The sequence below is a fragment of the Azoarcus sp. DD4 genome, assembly GCF_006496635.1.
Classification (GTDB): Bacteria; Pseudomonadota; Gammaproteobacteria; order Burkholderiales; family Rhodocyclaceae; genus Azoarcus.
This window is the reverse complement of sequence record NZ_CP022958.1, coordinates 4815649-4833677: the sequence shown is the minus strand read 5'-3', so window position 1 is coordinate 4833677 and position 18029 is coordinate 4815649. Positions and strand designations below refer to the sequence as shown.

At 67.7% G+C, this 18029-nt stretch carries 15 protein-coding genes; 7 read left to right on the top strand and 8 right to left on the bottom strand.

Going from position 1 to position 18029, the window contains the following annotated elements:
• Window positions 1–185: 185 nt before the first annotated feature.
• The 3 genes from glmU to hppD all read left to right on the top strand — a co-directional run bounded on the left by glmU (window position 186) and on the right by hppD (window position 5073).
• Entirely contained in the window at window positions 186–1544 is a 1359-nt protein-coding gene (gene glmU / locus CJ010_RS22340; protein ID WP_141020098.1) for a bifunctional UDP-N-acetylglucosamine diphosphorylase/glucosamine-1-phosphate N-acetyltransferase GlmU, read from the top strand.
• Window positions 1545–1587: 43 nt separating this feature from the next.
• Complete coding sequence (gene glmS, locus CJ010_RS22335; RefSeq protein ID WP_141020097.1) at window positions 1588–3414, top strand: glutamine--fructose-6-phosphate transaminase (isomerizing); 1827 nt, start codon at window positions 1588–1590, stop codon at window positions 3412–3414.
• 582 nt (window positions 3415–3996) lie between these two features.
• Window positions 3997–5073, top strand: a complete 1077-nt coding sequence (gene hppD, locus CJ010_RS22330) for a 4-hydroxyphenylpyruvate dioxygenase (RefSeq protein WP_141020096.1) — start codon at window positions 3997–3999, stop codon at window positions 5071–5073.
• Window positions 5074–5168: 95 nt separating this feature from the next.
• Here the strand turns inward: hppD and CJ010_RS22325 are convergent, their stop codons facing one another.
• The 5 genes from CJ010_RS22325 to CJ010_RS22305 form a co-directional block, all read right to left on the bottom strand.
• Window positions 5169–6593, bottom strand: coding sequence for an aldehyde dehydrogenase family protein (locus CJ010_RS22325; protein ID WP_141020095.1), 1425 nt, complete (start codon window positions 6591–6593; stop codon window positions 5169–5171).
• A 106-nt stretch (window positions 6594–6699) separates the two neighbouring features.
• Window positions 6700–7542, bottom strand: coding sequence for a transporter (locus CJ010_RS22320; protein ID WP_141020094.1), 843 nt, complete (start codon window positions 7540–7542; stop codon window positions 6700–6702).
• A 70-nt stretch (window positions 7543–7612) separates the two neighbouring features.
• Window positions 7613–9739, bottom strand: a complete 2127-nt coding sequence (locus tag CJ010_RS22315; protein WP_141020093.1) for a PQQ-dependent dehydrogenase, methanol/ethanol family — start codon at window positions 9737–9739, stop codon at window positions 7613–7615.
• A 122-nt stretch (window positions 9740–9861) separates the two neighbouring features.
• Window positions 9862–10812, bottom strand: coding sequence for a helix-turn-helix domain-containing protein (locus tag CJ010_RS22310; protein WP_141020092.1), 951 nt, complete (start codon window positions 10810–10812; stop codon window positions 9862–9864).
• Between the two features lie 185 nt (window positions 10813–10997).
• Window positions 10998–11903 carry a LysR substrate-binding domain-containing protein gene (locus tag CJ010_RS22305; protein ID WP_141020091.1) on the bottom strand — a complete coding sequence of 302 codons (906 nt, stop codon included), beginning with the start codon at window positions 11901–11903 and terminating at the stop codon, window positions 10998–11000.
• A gap of 143 nt (window positions 11904–12046) precedes the next feature.
• Here CJ010_RS22305 and CJ010_RS22300 point away from each other — a divergent pair, with 143 nt between their 5' ends.
• A complete protein-coding gene (locus tag CJ010_RS22300) occupies window positions 12047–13051 on the top strand; it encodes a cytochrome-c peroxidase (protein WP_141020090.1) in 1005 nt (334 codons plus the stop codon).
• A 62-nt stretch (window positions 13052–13113) separates the two neighbouring features.
• Here the strand turns inward: CJ010_RS22300 and dkgB are convergent, their stop codons facing one another.
• Window positions 13114–13920, bottom strand: coding sequence for a 2,5-didehydrogluconate reductase DkgB (gene dkgB / locus CJ010_RS22295; RefSeq protein ID WP_141020089.1), 807 nt, complete (start codon window positions 13918–13920; stop codon window positions 13114–13116).
• Window positions 13921–13942: 22 nt separating this feature from the next.
• Window positions 13943–15151, bottom strand: coding sequence for an MFS transporter (locus CJ010_RS22290; protein ID WP_141020088.1), 1209 nt, complete (start codon window positions 15149–15151; stop codon window positions 13943–13945).
• 101 nt (window positions 15152–15252) lie between these two features.
• Between CJ010_RS22290 and CJ010_RS22285 the strand changes: the two genes are divergently transcribed.
• The 3 genes from CJ010_RS22285 to CJ010_RS22275 all read left to right on the top strand — a co-directional run bounded on the left by CJ010_RS22285 (window position 15253) and on the right by CJ010_RS22275 (window position 17413).
• The gene (locus CJ010_RS22285; RefSeq protein ID WP_141020087.1) at window positions 15253–16140 is read left to right on the top strand and encodes a LysR substrate-binding domain-containing protein; all 888 of its coding nucleotides are present in this window, start codon (window positions 15253–15255) and stop codon (window positions 16138–16140) included.
• Window positions 16141–16529: 389 nt separating this feature from the next.
• Window positions 16530–16937: a hypothetical protein gene (locus CJ010_RS22280; RefSeq protein ID WP_141020086.1), complete on the top strand. Its 408-nt coding sequence runs from the start codon at window positions 16530–16532 to the stop codon at window positions 16935–16937.
• A gap of 119 nt (window positions 16938–17056) precedes the next feature.
• Complete coding sequence (locus CJ010_RS22275) at window positions 17057–17413, top strand: hypothetical protein (RefSeq protein ID WP_141020085.1); 357 nt, start codon at window positions 17057–17059, stop codon at window positions 17411–17413.
• A gap of 10 nt (window positions 17414–17423) precedes the next feature.
• Here the strand turns inward: CJ010_RS22275 and CJ010_RS22270 are convergent, their stop codons facing one another.
• Window positions 17424–17891 carry a hypothetical protein gene (locus tag CJ010_RS22270; RefSeq protein ID WP_141020084.1) on the bottom strand — a complete coding sequence of 156 codons (468 nt, stop codon included), beginning with the start codon at window positions 17889–17891 and terminating at the stop codon, window positions 17424–17426.
• Window positions 17892–18029 lie beyond the last annotated feature (138 nt).

The following is an 18029-nucleotide window of genomic DNA, read 5'->3' as shown; positions in this document are numbered from 1 at the left end:
CCGATAAACTGCGTTGCAATCAGGGGATTCTAGCGGCAGATAGATGAAATTCATCAGATCGCCGTCAAACATTTTTGCGGTGCATCAATGCGTTGCGCGCACGCCAATGCCATATGGCGGTGCAGCGAAGCGGGCAGGGGGCGCGTGCTAGAATTCCCGCCGGTCTGAATCGAAGCGGAATCCCCATGGAAGTCGTCATTCTCGCCGCCGGACAGGGCAAGCGCATGCGTTCGGTGCTGCCCAAGGTGCTGCAGCCCATCGCCGGCAAACCGATGCTCGCCCACGTGCTCGACGCCGCCCGCGCGCTCGCTGCGCGGCGCATCTGCGTGGTGTACGGGCACGGCGGCGAAGTGGTGCGCGAGCGCCTGGATGCCGCCGATCTCGCCTGGGCCAGGCAGGAGCCGCAGCTGGGCACCGGCCACGCGGTGCAGCAGGCCTTGCCCCACCTCACCGACGGCGATGTCGCCCTGGTGCTCTACGGCGACGTGCCGCTGATCGGGGTGCCGACGCTGCAGCGCCTGGCGGCGGCAGCGGCCGGCGAGCGCCTGGCACTGCTCACCGTGACGCTCGACCATCCCACCGGCTACGGCCGCATCCTGCGCGACGCCGGCGGCCGCGTCACCCGCATCGTCGAAGAGAAGGACGCCTCCGACGCCGAGCGCCAGGTGCGCGAGGTCAATACCGGCATCCTGGTCGCACCGGTCGCCTGCCTGCGCGACTGGCTGGGCCGCATCGGCAACGACAATGCGCAGGGCGAGTACTACCTCACCGACATCATCGGCATGGCCGTGGCCGCAGGCGTCGAGGTGGTGACGGTGCAGCCCGACGCGGTCAGCGAAACCCTGGGCGTGAACAGCAAACCGCAGCTCGCCGAACTCGAGCGCATCCACCAGCGCAACATCGCCCAGCGCCTGATGGATGACGGCGTGACCCTGATCGATCCGGCGCGCATCGACGTGCGCGGCGAACTGGTGTGCGGCCGCGACGTCGAGATCGACGTCAATTGCGTGTTCGAAGGCCGCGTCGAGCTGGCCGACGGCGTTCGCATCGGCGCCAACTGCGTGATCCGCGACGCCCGCATCGGTTCCGGCACCCGCATCGCCCCCTTCTCCCACATCGAACAGACCGTGATGGGCCCGGCCTGCGTGATCGGCCCCTACGCCCGCACCCGTCCCGGCACCGAGCTGGGCGAGGACGTGCACATCGGCAACTTCGTCGAGATCAAGAACAGCATCATCGCCGATCACTCCAAGGCCAATCACCTCGCCTATGTGGGCGATGCCGACGTCGGCCAGCGGGTCAACGTCGGCGCCGGCACCATCACCTGCAACTACGATGGCGCCAACAAGTTCCGCACGGTGATCGAGGACGACGTCTTCATCGGCTCCGACACCCAGCTGGTGGCGCCGGTGCGCGTCGGCCGCGGAGCCACGCTCGGTGCCGGCACCACGCTGACCAAGGACGCGCCGGCCGATCAGCTCACCGTGTCGCGCGCCAAGCAGATTTCGATTGCCGGCTGGAAGCGGCCGGTGAAAAAGCGCTGAGCAGCCCGCCAGCGCCCCAGCGTCCAACCAAGGAAACGCCGACATGTGTGGCATCGTCACCGCCATTGCAACCGACAACGTCGTCCCGATGCTGCTCGAGGGGCTGCGCAAACTGGAATACCGCGGCTACGATTCGGCCGGCATCGCGGTCCTCGGCAAGGGCCTGGTGCGCTTGCGCTCCACCGGCCGGGTCGCCGAACTCGCCTCGCTTGCCGACGCCCGCCAGCTGTCGGCCAACATCGGTATCGCCCACACCCGCTGGGCCACCCACGGCGTGCCCTGCGAGCGCAACGCCCACCCGCACATCTCCGGCGGGCTGGCGGTGGTGCATAACGGCATCATCGAGAACTTCGAGGCGATCAAGTCCAGGCTGCAGGCCGGCGGCTACGTGTTCGAGTCCGACACCGATACCGAGGCCATCGCCCATCTCATCCACGAAAAGCTTGCGAGTCACACCGACCTGTTCGAAGCCGTGCGGCTGGCGACCAACGAGCTGGTCGGCGCCTACGCCATCGGCGTGGTCGCCGAGGCCGACCCCTTCCGCGCCATCGTCGCGAGGCGCGGTTCGCCGCTGCTGCTCGGCGTGGGCGAGAACGGCACCTATGCCGCTTCCGATACCGCCGCGCTGCTGCAGGTCACGCGCAAGATCATCTACCTGGAAGACGGCGACCTCGCCGAGCTGCGGCTGGACGGCTACCGCGTGGTACGGCCGGACGGCAGTGCGGTCGAGCGCGAGATCCACATTTCCAGCCTGTCGGCGGATGCGGTCGAGCTCGGCCAGTTCCGCCACTACATGCAGAAGGAAATCTTCGAGCAGCCGCAGGCGCTGGGCAACACGCTGGAGATGATCGCCGGCGGCGGTTCGGTCACGCCGCAGATGTTCGGCACCCGCGCGCCCGACGTGCTCGGCGGTGCCCGCCGCGTGCTGGTGCTGGCCTGCGGCACCAGTTATCACGCTGGCCTGGTGGCGCGCTACTGGCTGGAGTCGGTGGCGAGGATACCCACCACGGTGGAGATCGCCAGCGAGTACCGCTACCGCGAATCGGTGCCCGATCCCGACACCCTGGTGGTGGTCATCTCCCAGTCCGGCGAAACCGCCGATACCCTCGCCGCGCTCAAGCATGCCAAGGGCCTGGGCATGGAGCGCACGCTGGCGATCTGCAACGTGCCGGAATCCGCCATCGTGCGCGAGACGGCGCTGCGCTTCATCACCCGCGCCGGCCCCGAAATCGGCGTGGCCTCCACCAAGGCCTTCACCACCCAGCTCGCCGCGCTCGCGCTGCTGACGCTCGCGCTCGCCAAGCTCAACGGCCGGCTGCCCGAGGCAGAGGAAAACCGTCACCTGATCGCGCTGCGTCACCTGCCGGTGGCGGTGCAGAAGGTGCTGGAGCTCGAAGCTGACATCGCCAAGTGGGCGCAGCGCTTTGCCGGCAAGCAGCACGCGCTCTTCCTCGGTCGCGGCAGCCATTGGCCGATCGCGATGGAAGGCGCGCTCAAGCTCAAGGAAATCTCCTACATCCACGCCGAGGCCTACGCCGCCGGCGAGCTCAAGCACGGCCCGCTGGCGCTGGTGGACAAGGAAATGCCGGTGATTGCGGTCGCCCCGGCCGACGAGCTGCTGGAAAAGCTCAAGTCCAACCTGCAGGAAGTCCGCGCCCGCGGCGGCGAGCTCTACGTGTTCGCCGACGCCGGCAGCGAGATCGCCGAATCCGAGGGCGTGCACATCCTGCAGCTGCCGGAACACTACGGCATGCTGTCGCCGGTGCTGCACGTGATCCCGCTGCAGCTGCTGTCCTACCACGCCGCGCTGGTGAAGGGGACGGACGTGGACAAGCCGCGGAATCTGGCGAAATCCGTCACCGTCGAGTAAACGGCCGGCACTGCTTGGTGCAGTGTTCCGCGCAACCGAGGTCGGACACTCGTTCCCCGTATGAAGACGCCCGGCCAGCCGGGCGTTTTGCCAGGTAATCCGGGAGAGGGTCGAGCCCTCGCCCTGACGTGAAGGCGCCGGGTGTCCGGCCTTCGCTGTCGTCAGCATGTGCCGGATGCGTCGCGCGGGGACGTTGCAGGAGGGCGCTGACGCGTATCGGCCGAGCCCCGCGCGGGCGGGCGTTTCCGCCGGGAACGCCCGCCCGCCGAAAACGTCGACCGTATAGCGGGCGCTTGCGGTTAGACTGCAGGCGTTCAACTGGACGGGGCCGCAGAGCCGCCGCCGCTTCAACCGGAGACAACCGATGTCCATACCCAAGCCCCAGGGCGGCCGTCGCGGCCCCCCCGCACCGGCGGTGCGGGCCCTGCGCGGCTGTCTCCTCTTCCTCGGCGACCATCTCGCACGCAGCGTCCGCGGCGTGCCCTGCGCGCCTCCCCCGCTCCGATAGATCCCGTCCCCGACCGACTGCCGCCACCGTGAGCGGCGGGTCTGCTTACGATCATCTATCGCAGGAGCACACACATGGCTGACCTTTTCGACAATCCCATGGGCCTCATGGGCTTCGAGTTCGTCGAGTTCGCATCGCCCACCGCCAACGTCCTCGAGCCGCTGTTCGAGAAAATGGGTTTCACCCGCGTCGCCGAGCACCGCTCGAAGGACGTCACCCTGTATCGCCAGGGCGACATCAACTTCATCGTCAACCGCGAGCCGCGCTGCATTCCGGCCTACTTCGCCGCCGAGCACGGCCCGTCGGCCTGCGGCATGGCCTTCCGCGTGCGCGATTCGCACAAGGCTTACCAGCGCGCGCTCGAACTCGGCGCCCAGCCGCTCGACCTGCCCACCGGGCCGATGGAGCTGCGCCTGCCGGCGATCCGCGGCATCGGCGGCGCGCCGCTCTACCTGATCGACCGCTTCGAGGACGGCGGCTCGATCTACGATATCGACTTCAAATTCATCGACGGCGTGGATCGCCACCCGGCCGGCTACGGCTTCAAGCTGATCGACCACCTCACCCACAACGTTTACCGCGGCCGCATGGCGCACTGGGGCGAGTTCTACGAGCGCATCTTCAACTTCCGCGAGATCCGCTACTTCGACATCAAGGGCGAATACACCGGCCTGACCTCGCGCGCGATGACCGCGCCCGACGGCAAGATCCGCATTCCGTTGAACGAGGAGTCGTCCAAGGGCAGCGGGCAGATCGAGGAATTCCTGATGAAGTTCAACGGCGAGGGCATCCAGCACGTGGCGCTGCTCACCGACGACCTGCTCGCCAGCGTGGACCAGCTGCGTGCGGCCGGCATCCCTCTGATGAGCGCGCCGCGCGACACCTACTACGAGATGCTGGACGAGCGCCTGCCCGGCCACGGCGAGGATCCGGCCGCGTTGCAGGCGCGCGGCATCCTGCTCGACGGCAGCACCGAGGGCGGCAACCGCCGCCTGTTGCTGCAGATCTTCTCGGAATGCCTGCTTGGCCCGGTGTTCTTCGAGTTCATCCAGCGCAAGGGCGACGACGGCTTCGGCGAGGGCAATTTCAAGGCCTTGTTCGAATCGCTCGAACGCGACCAGATCCGCCGCGGCGCGATCAGCGTGCCCTAAGGGGGCTCAAGAGAAAGCGCTCCCCGAGGGGAGCGCAAACCTCGCCCAAGCGAGGAGGCTTCGAACGCGGTCGGGCGTGCCCGTTGCGGGTCCGCTCAGCGCTTCATGACCTTCAGGGTCTGGATGGAGGTGTATTCCTCGAGGCCGTAGCGGCCGAACTCCACGCCGATGCCGGACTGCTTGATGCCGCCGAAGGGCGCGTCGGGCTGCACCGCGCCGTGCTCGTTCACCCAGGCGGTGCCGCATTCCAGCTGCAGCGCCACTTCGGCGGCGCGGGCGGCATCGTTCGACCAGACCGAACCGCCCAGGCCGTTGTCGTTGAGATTGGCGCGGGCGACCACCTCGGCGAGGTCGGTGTAGCGGATCACCGGCAGCACCGGGCCGAACTGCTCCTCGTCGACCACCCGCATGCCGTCGACGGCATCGGCGATCACGGTGGGCGGATAGAAGTAGCCGCCGCCGGCTTGCGGCTGGCCGCCCGACAGGATGCGGGCGCCGCGGGCGCGGGCGTCTTCCACCAGTTCGTGCACGTAGTTCAGCTGCGCGCGGTTCTGCACCGGGCCGAGCTGGGTATCCGACATCAGGCCGTTGCCGACCACCGTCCCGCGGGCGATGCGCGCCAACTCGGCCACCAGTTCCTCGTACAGACTGTCGGGCACGTAGAGGCGCTTGAGGCAGGCGCAGGTCTGGCCGTTGTTGTGGAAGGCCGCGCCGAACAGCCGCTGCGCGACTGCCTTCGGATCGACGTCGGGCAGCACGATGCCGGCGTCGTTGCCGCCCAGTTCCAGGGTGAGCCGCTTCAGGTTGCCGGAGGCGCTCTGCATGATCTTGCGGCCGGTCGGCGTCGAGCCGGTGAACACGATCTTGTTGATGTCCGGGTGGGCGGCGATGGTCGCGCCGATGTCGCGCTCGCCGGTGACGATATTGAGCACGCCCGGCGGCAGGATGGCGTTGGCGAGTTCGACGAAACGCAGGGTGGCGACGGGCGTCAGCTCGGAGGGCTTGATCACCACCGTGTTGCCCGCGCGCAGCGCCGGCATGATGTGCCAGATGGCGATCAGCAGCGGCCAGTTCCACGGCGTGATCGAACCGACCACGCCGAGCGGCTTGCGATGGACCTCGACGCGGGCGTCGTCGTTGTCCTGGATCACCTCCACCGGCAGCTTCAGCCCGGCAGTGACGCGGGTCCAGGCGATCGCGCCGCCGACTTCCATGCCGGCGCCGATGCCGTTGAGGCCGCTGAGCGGCTTGCCGGTTTCGCGGGTGAGCAGTTCCATCAGCTCGGGCATGTTGGCTTCGAGCGCGTCGGCGAGCGCATGGAGCAGGCGCTGGCGTTCGGCCTCAGGGCGGCGGCTCCAGGCCGGAAAGGCGGCGCGCGCCGCGGCGACCGCGCGGTCGACATGAGCGCTGCCGGCGGCCGGCACGGTGGCGAAGGGCTGGCCGCTGGCCGGGTCGACGACGCTCAGGTGGTGGTCGGTGGCGACGGGCTGGCCGTCGATGATCATGTTGAAGTCACGCATGGCAGGTCTCCTCCTGATGAATACGGACGGGTGTGAAAAGGGATGAGGCGCGCAAACCTGCGGGCGTGGCGCCGGGCCGCCGTAGCGCAGCGGCCCGGCCGGCAGATCAGAACACCTTGACCAGACGGGTCTGGATGCCGCGGGTGAGCGGGCCTTCGCGCACCTGGGTGTCGTGGCTGTACTGCAGCTGCAGCTGCCAGGTGGGGGCGAGGAAGGAAGCCCAGGTCAGCGTCAGGTTGCCGTTGTTCTTGGCGCCGGCCAGCGTCACGCCGTCCAGCTTTTCCTTGGCGCCCCAGTTGTGGCGGTAGGACAGGCCGAGGTGGGTGGCGTCCGACAGGTGGTAGCGCAGATGGGTGTGGATCTGGAACAGGGTGTCGCGGCGCACGTCGGTCTTGCGGTCGTCCTGGTAGAACTCGACCTCGCCGATCGCGTCCAGCGTCCACTTGGGTGCCAGCTTGCGCACGTAGCCGACCTGGAAGTCCGCCGCCCAGCGGTTCTGGCTGAGCGCGAAGCCTTCGTTCTTGTCGCTGCCGGTGGGCGCGGTGATGAACACCGACCAGCCGAGGTGTTCGCCGCGCTCGAAGTCGGCGGTGGTCCACAGCGTGCCGCCGAAGATCAGGTCGCCGATGCCCGAGGTGGTGCTGTCGGCAAGGCCGACGCGCTGGTGGCCGAAGGGCAGGATGACCTGCGGATCGACGATGTAGTCGCCCCACTTGGTGAAATGCACATAGCGCAGCAGGCCGGCGTCGAGTTCGAGGCCGAGGTCGTCCGTGAGCTTGTCGCCGCGGCTGTAGAGTTTGTCGGCGCTGTGATGCTGGTAGTACAGCACCATCAGGTCGGTGCCCGGCGGTGCGGCCTGGTAGTCGCCGCCATCCGGCTTGACATCGGCATGGGCGAGGCCGGCGCCGAGGGCAAGGGCGGCCGTCAGGCCGCGCAGGGTCTGTTTCATGGTGAGTCTCCGATTATGGTTTTTGTGGTGAAGCCGGGGCAGCGTCGCCGCCCCGGGTGAGGCGCGGATGTCAGGGCCGGGCGGCGCTGGCGGTTTCCTGGCGCAGGTCGTGGGCGCGCTTGATCAGGTACTGGTGGATGCGCGCGGCGTCGGCCTCGGACACCGTGCCGGCGAAGGGCGGCATGCCCTTGGCGGCGCGCGCGCCCATCAGCACGATGTCCTTGAACTGGGCGTGCTTCTTCGCGTCGAGGTAGCGCAGGTCGGGCAGCACGCCGCCGGAGATCGCGTTCAGCCCGTGGCAGCTGCCGCAGAAGCCGTTGTAGAGCGTGCGTCCGGCGGCGACCTCTTCGGCGGTGGCGGTCAGTGCCGGCGGTTGCGGTACGGCCAGCGGCGCCTGCTGCGGCGGCGGCAGGGTGGCCTTGCCGCCGAGCTTGTAGGTGAGCACGCGCGCTTCCGGCCTTACCTTGGCCTCTTGCGACAGCGGGCCGAGGATGAGCGGGAAGGTGCCGCCCCAGCCGGCCATGAAGGTGACGTACTGCTCGCCGCCCACCTCATAGGTGATCGGGCCGGCCATCACCCCGGTGTTTGCGGGTGCTTCCCACAGCAGCTTGCCGCTGTCGGCAGCGTAGGCGGTGACGCGGCCGTCGGCCGTGCCCTGGAACACCAGGTTGCCGGCGGTCGACAGCGTGCCGCCGTTGTAGATGGTGCGGTAGTCCTGGCTCCAGGCCGCCTTCTGCGTCACCGGGTTCCACGCCAGCAGCTTGCCCTTGAAGCTGGCCGCGATCTGCTTCACCACAGCCGGGTCTTCCGGCAGGTCGGGCACGTCCACGCCGAGGTTCACCACCGACTTGTGGGCGATGCGCTGCGGATCGGCGGGCGCCGACAGCATGCCGGCGCTTTCCTGCATCGGAATGTAGACCAGGCCGGTCTGCGGGTTGAAGGACATCGGGTGCCAGTTGTGCGCGCCGATGAAGGCGGGCGAGATCACCTTGGGGCCTTCCAGGTAGTTGGCCGCCTTCTCGTCCACCACCGGGCGGCCGGTCTCCATGTCGACATGGGTGGCCCAGTTCACCGGCGCGTACTTCTCGGCCGACAGCAGCTCGCCGCTGGCGCGGTCGAGCACGTAGAAGAAGCCGTTCTTGGGCGCCTGCATCAGCACCTTGCGGGTCTGGCCGGCGATCGGAAGTTCGGCGAGGATGATGTGCTGGGTGGCGGTGTAGTCCCACATGTCGCCCGGCGTGGTCTGGTAGTGCCAGACGTAGTCGCCGCTGTCGGGGCGCAGCGCGACGATGGACGACACGAACAGGTTGTCGCCCTTGCCTTCCGAGCGCGCCTTGCGGTTCCACCACGAGGCGTTGCCGGTGCCGATGTAGAGCAGGTCGAGCTCGGGGTCGTAGGCCATCGAATCCCACACCGTGCCGCCGCCCTGCTTCCAGTACTCGCTGCCGTGCCAGGTCTTGCGCGCGATCTCCATGGCGCGGTCGTCCTTCTCCTGCGCCGGGTCGCCGGGCACGGTGTAGAAGCGCCAGGCGAGCTTGCCGCTGTCGGCGTCGTAGGCGGAGATGTAGCCGCGTACGCCGTACTCGGCGCCGCCGTTGCCGATCAGCACCTTGCCCTTCACCACCCGCGGCGCACCGGTGATGGTGTAGCTGCGGCCGTGGTCGACCACGGTGTCTGTCTCCCACAGCTTGCGGCCGTCGCGCGCGTCGAGCGCGATCAGGCGGCCGTCGTAGGCGCCGACGTAGACCTTGCCCTGCCACACCGCGACGCCGCGGTTGACCACGTCGCAACAGCCTTCCGACAGGCGTATGCCCGGCACCTGCGGATCGAACTTCCACAGCGGCTTGCCGCTGCGCGCGTCGAATGCATGGACGATGCTCTTGGCGCCGGTGGTGTACATCACGCCGTCGACCACGATGGGCGTGGCCTCGATGCCGCGGTCGATGTCGAGCCTGGCGGTCCAGGCCAGGCCGAGCTGGCCGACGTTGCGGTCGTCGATGCGCTTGAGTGGGGAATAGCGCTGTTCGCTATAGGTGCGGCCGTGGCTCATCCAGTTGCCCGGTTCGCGGTCGGCCGCGACGATGCGGGCACCGTCGACCGCGGCGGGCGTGGCGGCCTGAGCGGCGGCGAGGGCGCCCGCAGCCAGTGGCAGCAGGCAGGCAGCGCTTGCCAGGCGCAGGGTGTACGGCAGGTTCATGGTGTCTCCCCATCTTTGTGTGTGGTGTGATGGGGAGTGTGGCAGCGCGGTCCGTGGCCGGCTTTAACCTCGGTGCACTGCGCTTTGTACCGGCGTGCACTTACGGGCGGCGCGCGGCGGTGTCAGTTGCGCTCCCGCCACTGGCGCGGGGTGAGCCCGAAGCGCGCCTTGAACAGACGGCTGAAGTGGGCGCTGTCGCAGAAGCCGCTTTCGAGCGCGATGTCGGTAATGGTGCGGTGGCGCCGGATCGGGTCGGCCAGCGCGCTGCGGCAGCATTCGAGGCGGGCTTCGAGGATGAAGCCGCCGGGCGTGAGGCCGATGGACTTGAACAGCAGGTAGAGCGCGCGGCGCGAGATGTTGAGCGCCGCGGCGAGGCGGTCGGGCGTCAGCCTCGCGTCGCTCAGGTGGGCGACGACATAGCGCCGCGCTTCTTCCAGCCGGCGCTCCAGCCGGCCGCCGCGCTCGCGCACGCAGGCCTGCTGCAGGATGGAGGCGGACAGCAGGCGGCCGGCGGCATCGACCACCGCCCTGGCTTCCGGCGACGGCGTGTCGGCGGGCTGGCCGAACAGCGACATCAGCGCAAACAGTGCGCCGCGCGAGCAGGCATCCGCGGCGAGGGGATAACCGCACAGCTGCTCGCTGTAGGGCTGCCACTCCTGGCAGGCGGCGTGCGGCAGCAGCAGCACGAGGAACTGGCTGTCGTCGCCGAGCTCGATCGCGTAGGGCCGAGTGGTGTCATAGACCGTCCAGCTGCCGGGTTCCAGCGTGGAGCGCTGGCTGCCCTGCTCGATCGCGCAACGGCCGCGCAGCAGCCAGAAGGTCTTGAAATAGCCCTGGTCCGAGCGCTCCGCCAGGCTGCGGGTGCGGGCCACCCGATGGGCCTGGCTGCGGACCATCGCCAGCCCGCTGGGCACCTGTTCGAGCACGTCGATCTGGGCCACGAAATCGTCGGACCGCAAGGCGGTGTGCTCGAGCGGGAGAAAACGCGAATTGACGGTGTCGGCCCAGGCCTTGGTCGACCGGATCGGGGGCGAAAGCGGCTGCGCCCCCAGCGCGAAGTGCGGGGTATTCATGCCTCTGTCTCCTGGTGGCGCGGTTCGGCGAAGGCCGACCGTGCTTCGTATGCCCGTTTGCTCCTGACCGGGGCGCGGGACGCGGAGCGTCCATTCTGCGCCGTGGTAGCGATGCCGGGTTGGCGGCAGATGATACGGGCGGTGGCAGGCAGTGCCAAGTTTGGGCGGCGGCCTGCGCACCGTTGCTAGACCAGCAGCTGGTAGTCGCCATCCTCCATCGACGCCACCGCGGCAAGCAGGGCGTCGATTGCCTTGGGCCGGACGAAGCCGACGCGCCAGGCCAGCGCCACCCGCCGCGAGGGCACCGGCGGGCGGAAGGGGATGACGCTGATCATGTCGTTGCTGTAGGGCTGGCGCAGCGCGCCCGCCGGCAGCACCGACACCCCCAGGCCCGATGCGACCATGCAGCGGATGGTGCCGATCGAATGGCCGAGGCGGACGTCGGAATCCGGCCGGCTCACCTGCGGACAGGCATCCAGCACCTGGTCGCGGAAACAGTTGCCGGCCTTGAGCAGCAGGACCTCGTCGCCCGTCACTTCCTCCGGGCCGATGTGCCCCCTTGCTTCCCAGGCGTGGCCGCGCGGCACCACCACCTTGAAGGCTTCGTCGTAGAGCGGGCGCGTCAGGATGCCGGGCACCTCGAAAGGCAATGCGACGATCGCGACGTCGATGTCGTTGCTGTCCAGCAGCTCGGCCAGCGCCGAGGTCATGTTCTCCTCGATCAGCAGGGGCATCGCCGGTGCGATGCCCCTGAGTGCGCGGATGAGCTGGGGGAGCAGGTATGGGCCGATGGTGTGGATCACGCCAAGGCGCAGCGGACCTTCGAGCTGGTCGCGGCCGCCCTGCGCGATCTGCCGTATCCGTTCCGCCTCCTGCAGCGTGCGCTGGGCCTGCTCCACCACCTGCAGGCCGATCGCGGTCGGGCTGACCTGCGACTTGCCGCGCTCGAACAGATGCACGCCCAGCTCGTCCTCGAAACGCGCGATGGCGACGCTGAGCGTGGGCTGGCTGACCGAACAGCGCTCCGCCGCGCGGCTGAAGCTTTTGTCCTGGGCGAGTGCCACGATGTAGCGCAACTCGGTGAGCTTCATGCTGATTCCCCCTCGATGCCGCGGTATTGCCAAGAGCTATAGACCCTATTTGCCAGGCGCATGAACAGGGTTGATCTGAGTCAATCCCGGGCCAACTGCGACGCGGAAAATCGTCCGCGACCACACGAGAAGGAGCACACGGAATGCATGCCCGACCGCTTGTACTGGCGACCGCCGTCGCCGCCGCCACCTGGGCCGCAGCCGCCGTTGCGGCCGGTTCGGACGAACCCATCCAGCCCGTCAAGCCACCGGCCAACATCAACCTCGGCCAGGCCGAACTGGGCAAGAAGCTCTACTTCGATCCCCGCCTTTCCAAATCCGGCTTCATCTCCTGCAACTCCTGCCACAACCTGTCGATGGGCGGCACCGACAACATCCCCACGTCCATCGGCGACAAGTGGCAGCAAGGCCCGATCAATGCGCCGACGGTGCTGAACTCCAGCCTCAACGTCGCCCAGTTCTGGGACGGCCGCGCGGCCGACCTCAAGGCGCAGGCCGGCGGCCCGATCGCCAATCCGGGCGAAATGGCCTTCACCCATACCCTGGCCATCGACGTGCTGCAGTCGATCCCGGGCTATGTGCGCGAATTCAGGCAGGTGTTCGGTGCCGATACCATCGACATCGACCAGGTGACCCAGGCCATCGCCGAGTTCGAGAAGACGCTGGTCACGCCGAACTCCCGTTTCGACCAATGGCTGCTGGGCAAGAAGGACGCGCTCTCCAGGGAGGAGCTCGAGGGCTATGCGCTGTTCAAGGACAGCGGTTGCGTTGCCTGTCACAACGGCGAGGCGGTGGGCGGCACCTCCTTCCAGAAGATGGGCATCGTCGAGCCGTACAAGGCCCGGAGCCCGGCCGAAGGCCGCAGCGCGGTCACCGGCAAGGATGCCGACCGCTTCAACTTCAAGGTGCCCACCCTGCGCAACGTCGAGCTGACCTACCCGTACTTCCACGACGGTGCCGCCAACACCCTGGGCCAGGCGGTCGATACCATGGGGCGCCTGCAGCTGGGCAAGAAGTTCACCGCCGAGGAGAACGCCAGGATCGTCGCCTACCTCAAGACCCTGACCGGCGACCAGCCCAGCTTCACGCTGCCCATCCTGCCGCCGTCGTCCGACGCGACGCCGCGGCCGACGCCGTTCGGCAAATAGGCGTAGTACGGCAACGGAAGTCCTTGCGCCCGGCCTCGCGCCGGGCGCCGTCGTTGACGCGCTCAGTCCCAGTCGGGCGCGAAGTCCGGGTTGGCCACCCGTTCGCCGCGGTCCAGTGCGGCGATCTCCGCCATCTCCGCCGCGCTCAAGCGCATGCGGTCGGCGGCGAGGTTGCCTGCCAGGTTGTCGCGCTTCGTGGAGGACGGAATCACCGCGTAGCCCTGCTGCAGCAGCCAGGCCAGCGCCACCTGTGCCGGCGTGGCGTCGTGCGCGGCGGCGATGCGCTGTACCACCGGCTCCGCCAGCACTTTCCCATAGGCGAGCGGCATGTAGGCGGTGAGGTGGATGCCTTGTGCGCGGGCGAATTCCGCGAGCTCGCGGTTCTGCAGCAGCGGGTGGAGTTCCACCTGGTTGGTGGCGATCTCGCCGGCGCCGAGCAGCGCGATGGCCTGCTGCAGGTGGGCGATGGTGAAGTTGGACACACCGATGAGTCGCGTCAGCCCGCGGCGCTTCGCTTCCCTCAGCGCCGCAAGGCTTTCGGCGAGCGGCACCGCGTCGCCGGGCGAAGGCCAGTGGATCAGCGTCAGGTCGACCTGTTCCAGGCGCAGCTTGGCGAGGCTGTCTTCCAGGCTGGGGATCAGCCTTTCGGCGGCGAGGTTCTCGGTCCAGATCTTGGTGGTGATGAAGAGCTGGTCGCGGGCGACGCCGCTCTCCGCGATCGCCTGGCCGACTTCGGCCTCGTTGGCGTAGATCTGCGCGGTGTCGATGTGGCGGTAGCCGAGTTCGAGGCCGCTGCGTACCGAGTCGATCACGGTCTGGCCCTGCAGGCGGAAGGTGCCGAGGCCGATGGCGGGCATGGGGATGGACATGGGGTGCTCCTGTTTGTGGTGATCAGTGGGCAGCCGCGGCAGCAGTGGCCGGGGCGAGTTCGTCGAAGTCCGGGTCGCGGCGGTCCAGCCGGCCGCTCCAGGCGGTGAGGGCGTAGGCGATCAGCACCACCAGCGCGCCTATCCAGGCGGTGTGGATGAGGCCGACATGGGCGACGATCAGCCCGCCGCCCCAGGCGCCGCCGGCGATGCCGAGGTTGAAGGCGGCGATGTTGAGGCCCGAGGCCACGTCCACCGCATGCGGGGTGTGGCGTTCGGCCTGCTGCACCACGTACACCTGCAGGCCGGGGACGTTGCCGAAGGCGACCGCGCCCCACAGCAGTACGGTGGCGACGGCCAGCCACGGGTTGGCGGCGGTCACGCTCAGCACCAGCAGCACCGCGGCGAGCAGCAGGAAGATCAGCTTGAGCGCGCCGATCGGGCCACGGCGGTCGGCCAGCTTGCCGCCCCAGATGTTGCCCACCGCCACCGACACGCCATACACCAGCAGCACCAGGCTGACGCTGCCGGCCGAGAAGCCGCTGATCTGCTGCAGGATGGGCGCGAGGAAGGTGAAGGCGACGAAGGAGCCGCCGTAGCCCACCGCCGTCATCGCATACACCAGCAGCAGGCGCGGCGCCTTCAGCACCGCCAGCTGGCGCAGCAGCGAGGCCGGCGGCGTGTGGCGGATGCCGCGCGGCACGAAGATCAGGCTGCCGATGAAGGCGAGCACGCCGAGCAGCGACACCGCCAGGAAGGTCTCGCGCCAGCCGAAGTGCTGGCCGATGAAGGTGCCCAGCGGCACGCCGGTGACCAGCGCCACGGTAAGGCCCGAGAACATCGTCGCGATCGCGCTCGCCGCCTTCTCCTTTGCCACCAGGCCGGTAGCGATGGTCGAGCCGATCGAGAAGAACACCCCGTGCGCCAGCCCGGTGACGATGCGCGCGGCGACCAGCGATTCGTAGCCCGGCGCCTGCCAGGCGAGCAGGTTGCCGACGGTGAACAGCGCCATCAGCCCGAGCAGCAACTGCTTGCGCGGCAAGCGGCCGGTGAGCGCGGTCAGCAGCGGCGCACCGACCGCGACGCCGAGCGCATAGAGGCTGACCAGCAGGCCCGCCGACGGCAGGCTGACGCCGAGGTCGGCGGCGATGGTGGGAATGAGGCCGACGATGACGAACTCCGTCGTGCCGATGGCGAAGGCGCTCAAGGTGAGCGCCAGCAAGGCGAGTGGCATGGGAAGACTCCGGTTGAGGGTTTGCAGGAGCGCAGTTTCCGCGCCAGACTCATGCAGAAAAACCGGGTCTGAAGCCAAAGATACTTGCTGGAGCGTCAATAATGAAAACCACCCTCGACGAACTGCTCGCGCTCACCCGCGTGGTCGACACCGGTTCCATCACCGCCGCCGCCGAACAGCTCGGCCAGACCACCTCGGGCGTCAGCCGTGCGCTCAGCCGGCTGGAGGAAAAGCTGGAAGTCACCCTGCTGCGGCGGACCACCCGCCGGCTGGAACTCACCGAGGAGGGCGCGACCTTTCTCGCCCAGGCGCGCCGCATCCTCGCCAGCGTCGAGGAAGCCGAAGAACAGATGGCGCTGCGCCGCCAGCAACCCGCCGGCCGGCTGCGGGTGAACGCCGCCTCGCCCTTCATGCTGCACGTCGTGGTTCCGCTGGTCGCGGGCTTCCGCGAGCGCTACCCGCAGATCGAGCTGGAGCTCAACACCAGCGACCAGATCATCGACCTGCTGGAACAGCGCACCGACGTCGCCATCCGCATCGGCGCGCTGCGCGACTCCACCCTGCACGCCCGCCCGCTCGGCGCCAACCGCCTGCGCGTACTCGCCAGCCCCGCCTACCTCGCCCGCCGCGGCACCCCGCAGAGCGTGGACGACCTCGCCGGCCACGAACTGCTCGGCTTCACCCAGCCGGACAGCCTCAACCAGTGGCCGCTGCGCACGGCCGACGGCGACACTTGGGCCATCACCCCCAGCCTGCGCGCCTCCAGCGGCGAAACCCTGCGCCAGCTCGCGCTGGAAGGCGGCGGCATCGTCTGCCTGGCCGATTTCATGACCGCGCACGACCGCGCCGAAGGCCGGCTGCTGCCGGTGCTGGAAGCGCACACCGTGGAGGTGAGACAGCCGGTGCATGCGGTGTATTACCGCAACACCGCGCTGGCGTCGCGCATTGGATGCTTTCTGGATTATGTGGGGGAGCGCATGCGGGCGTAGGGGGCCCTGGCGTCAATCGGCGTGTGACATTTTGATCGGCAGGTCAATGCCATTCGAATTAGGCTGTTCGCCGATCCGGTCGCACTCAGCCACGTCGTGCATCCAGCCCAGTCTTGGAGAGGGAGATGGTTACGCCACACCCACAACGCAACCTGCCCGGTGATTCATGTGATTGATGAGCTTGCTGAATTCGCGGTAGCTGTCGCAATCGACGTTGAAGCCGAGAGAGCTGCAAAGAGACATCGCTGGGTGCGCATCCTCCGCGCGTTCTCCGGTGCGCTTTTCCTCGCGGTGATCGCCTGTGCTGTCTGCCTCACGTTCATATATTGACGAGCAGCCGGTGCGTCGCTGGCTGATGGTCTGGTGATTACGTGGCCCGAAGGGCGCCAATGAATGGCGTGACGGTCTGGACGTGTCAAATTTTGGGGACCTGGATCACGGGCAGTGCTCTTTCAGTTCGAGCTTGGATTCAGGATATCTGGCGATATCGGGAGTTGCTGGTGGAAACTCAGAAGCAATCGGCGACGGCTACATGCAGCAAGTGTGGCGGCGCTTTGCGTGAAGGCATCAAGGGCGAGGCGAACACCACCGATGTGCTCGGTGCCGCGATTGTCGGCGTGCTGGTGCTCGGCTTCATCGCCTTGATCTTCTCCGGGGCGGGGCATCGAGGCGCGTATTTTCTTGTCCTGATCGCGGGTGTTGTCGCGTACGGACTCCATTCGATGATCGGATACACGAAGAGGCCAATCCTTCGCTGCGCCGATTGCGGCCAGGTTCAGGAGAACAGGACGCTTTAGATTCGGTTCCGGATTGGGTGACGGTCAGCGTTCGTTGCCGTGCAGGTCCGTGAGTCATCCTGCTGTCCTCCGTGCGAGTCGCGCCATTTGCGTTCCTCGGTGTTTACCGGATTGAAGTCGTGCGTCGTGTCCAGGTTGTTCCCGTCATCCTCGCCTTCACCGGCTTCCTCTCGCTCGTGTTGGCGATTGCGGCTTTGCTGCATCAGCCGTTTATCAAGATCCCCACCGAGGTGCAGCTTCGCGTGCTTGAACGCGAGCTCGCAACAAGTGTCCCGCCGGACAAGCGAGCGGCGGTCATGAGTAGCGTGTTGCGGATTGGAGGCGACGTCCGCGAGCTGAACGATACCTTGTCGTCTCTTCGCCGGATGGCGGTGGGGGGCTTCAGCGTGCTGGCGCTGTTGTGCTTCTACTGCTCCTTCATGGCCCGCAATTACGGCGAATTGCCTGGAAGCGCCGGGCGAGGACGCGAGGTCTAGCGGGAGACAGTCAATCCTGCCCGCCCGCGGCTAGCCCTTTCGCCAGCGCCTTGACCAGCTTCTCATAGTCATCCGGCTTTTCCTTCCTGAGAACGGCAAGGTCGGCCTCGATTCGCGCCACCCGGTTTTCGACCGAGCGTTCCTTGATCTGCCTGATCTCGTCGGCGAGCGTGGTGAAGTTTTGCAGCGCAGTGTGTGTCTTTGCGTCAGGGCGTTCATTCACCAGGACACACAGTGCCTCCATCATCCGGCCGATCTGGCGACCATAGCTGTGCTCGGCAAGAATGCGGCGTTCGGTGTCGGGGGCTTTGGAGTTGAATTCCGAGACGATGTAGGTGTTGCCGAAGCTCCATCCGGGAAGGATGGGTTGTGACAGGGCGTTCGGTGCGAACAGGCTGACGTATCTGGACACCGTATCGCTCATTCGGGCTGGCCATGCCGCGAGTAGCGAGGAGATGGATTCGGATGGGTCGGGCATGGGCATGACTCCGCGACGAGGTCGGTTGTGTACAGGGACGGTGCCTTAAGAGCATAGGCAGCGAGCCTGACAATGCCAGGTGGGCAAGGGGCACGATGGCGCACGTGCCGCGTTGCCGGTTCTGCCGCAGGGGCGCTT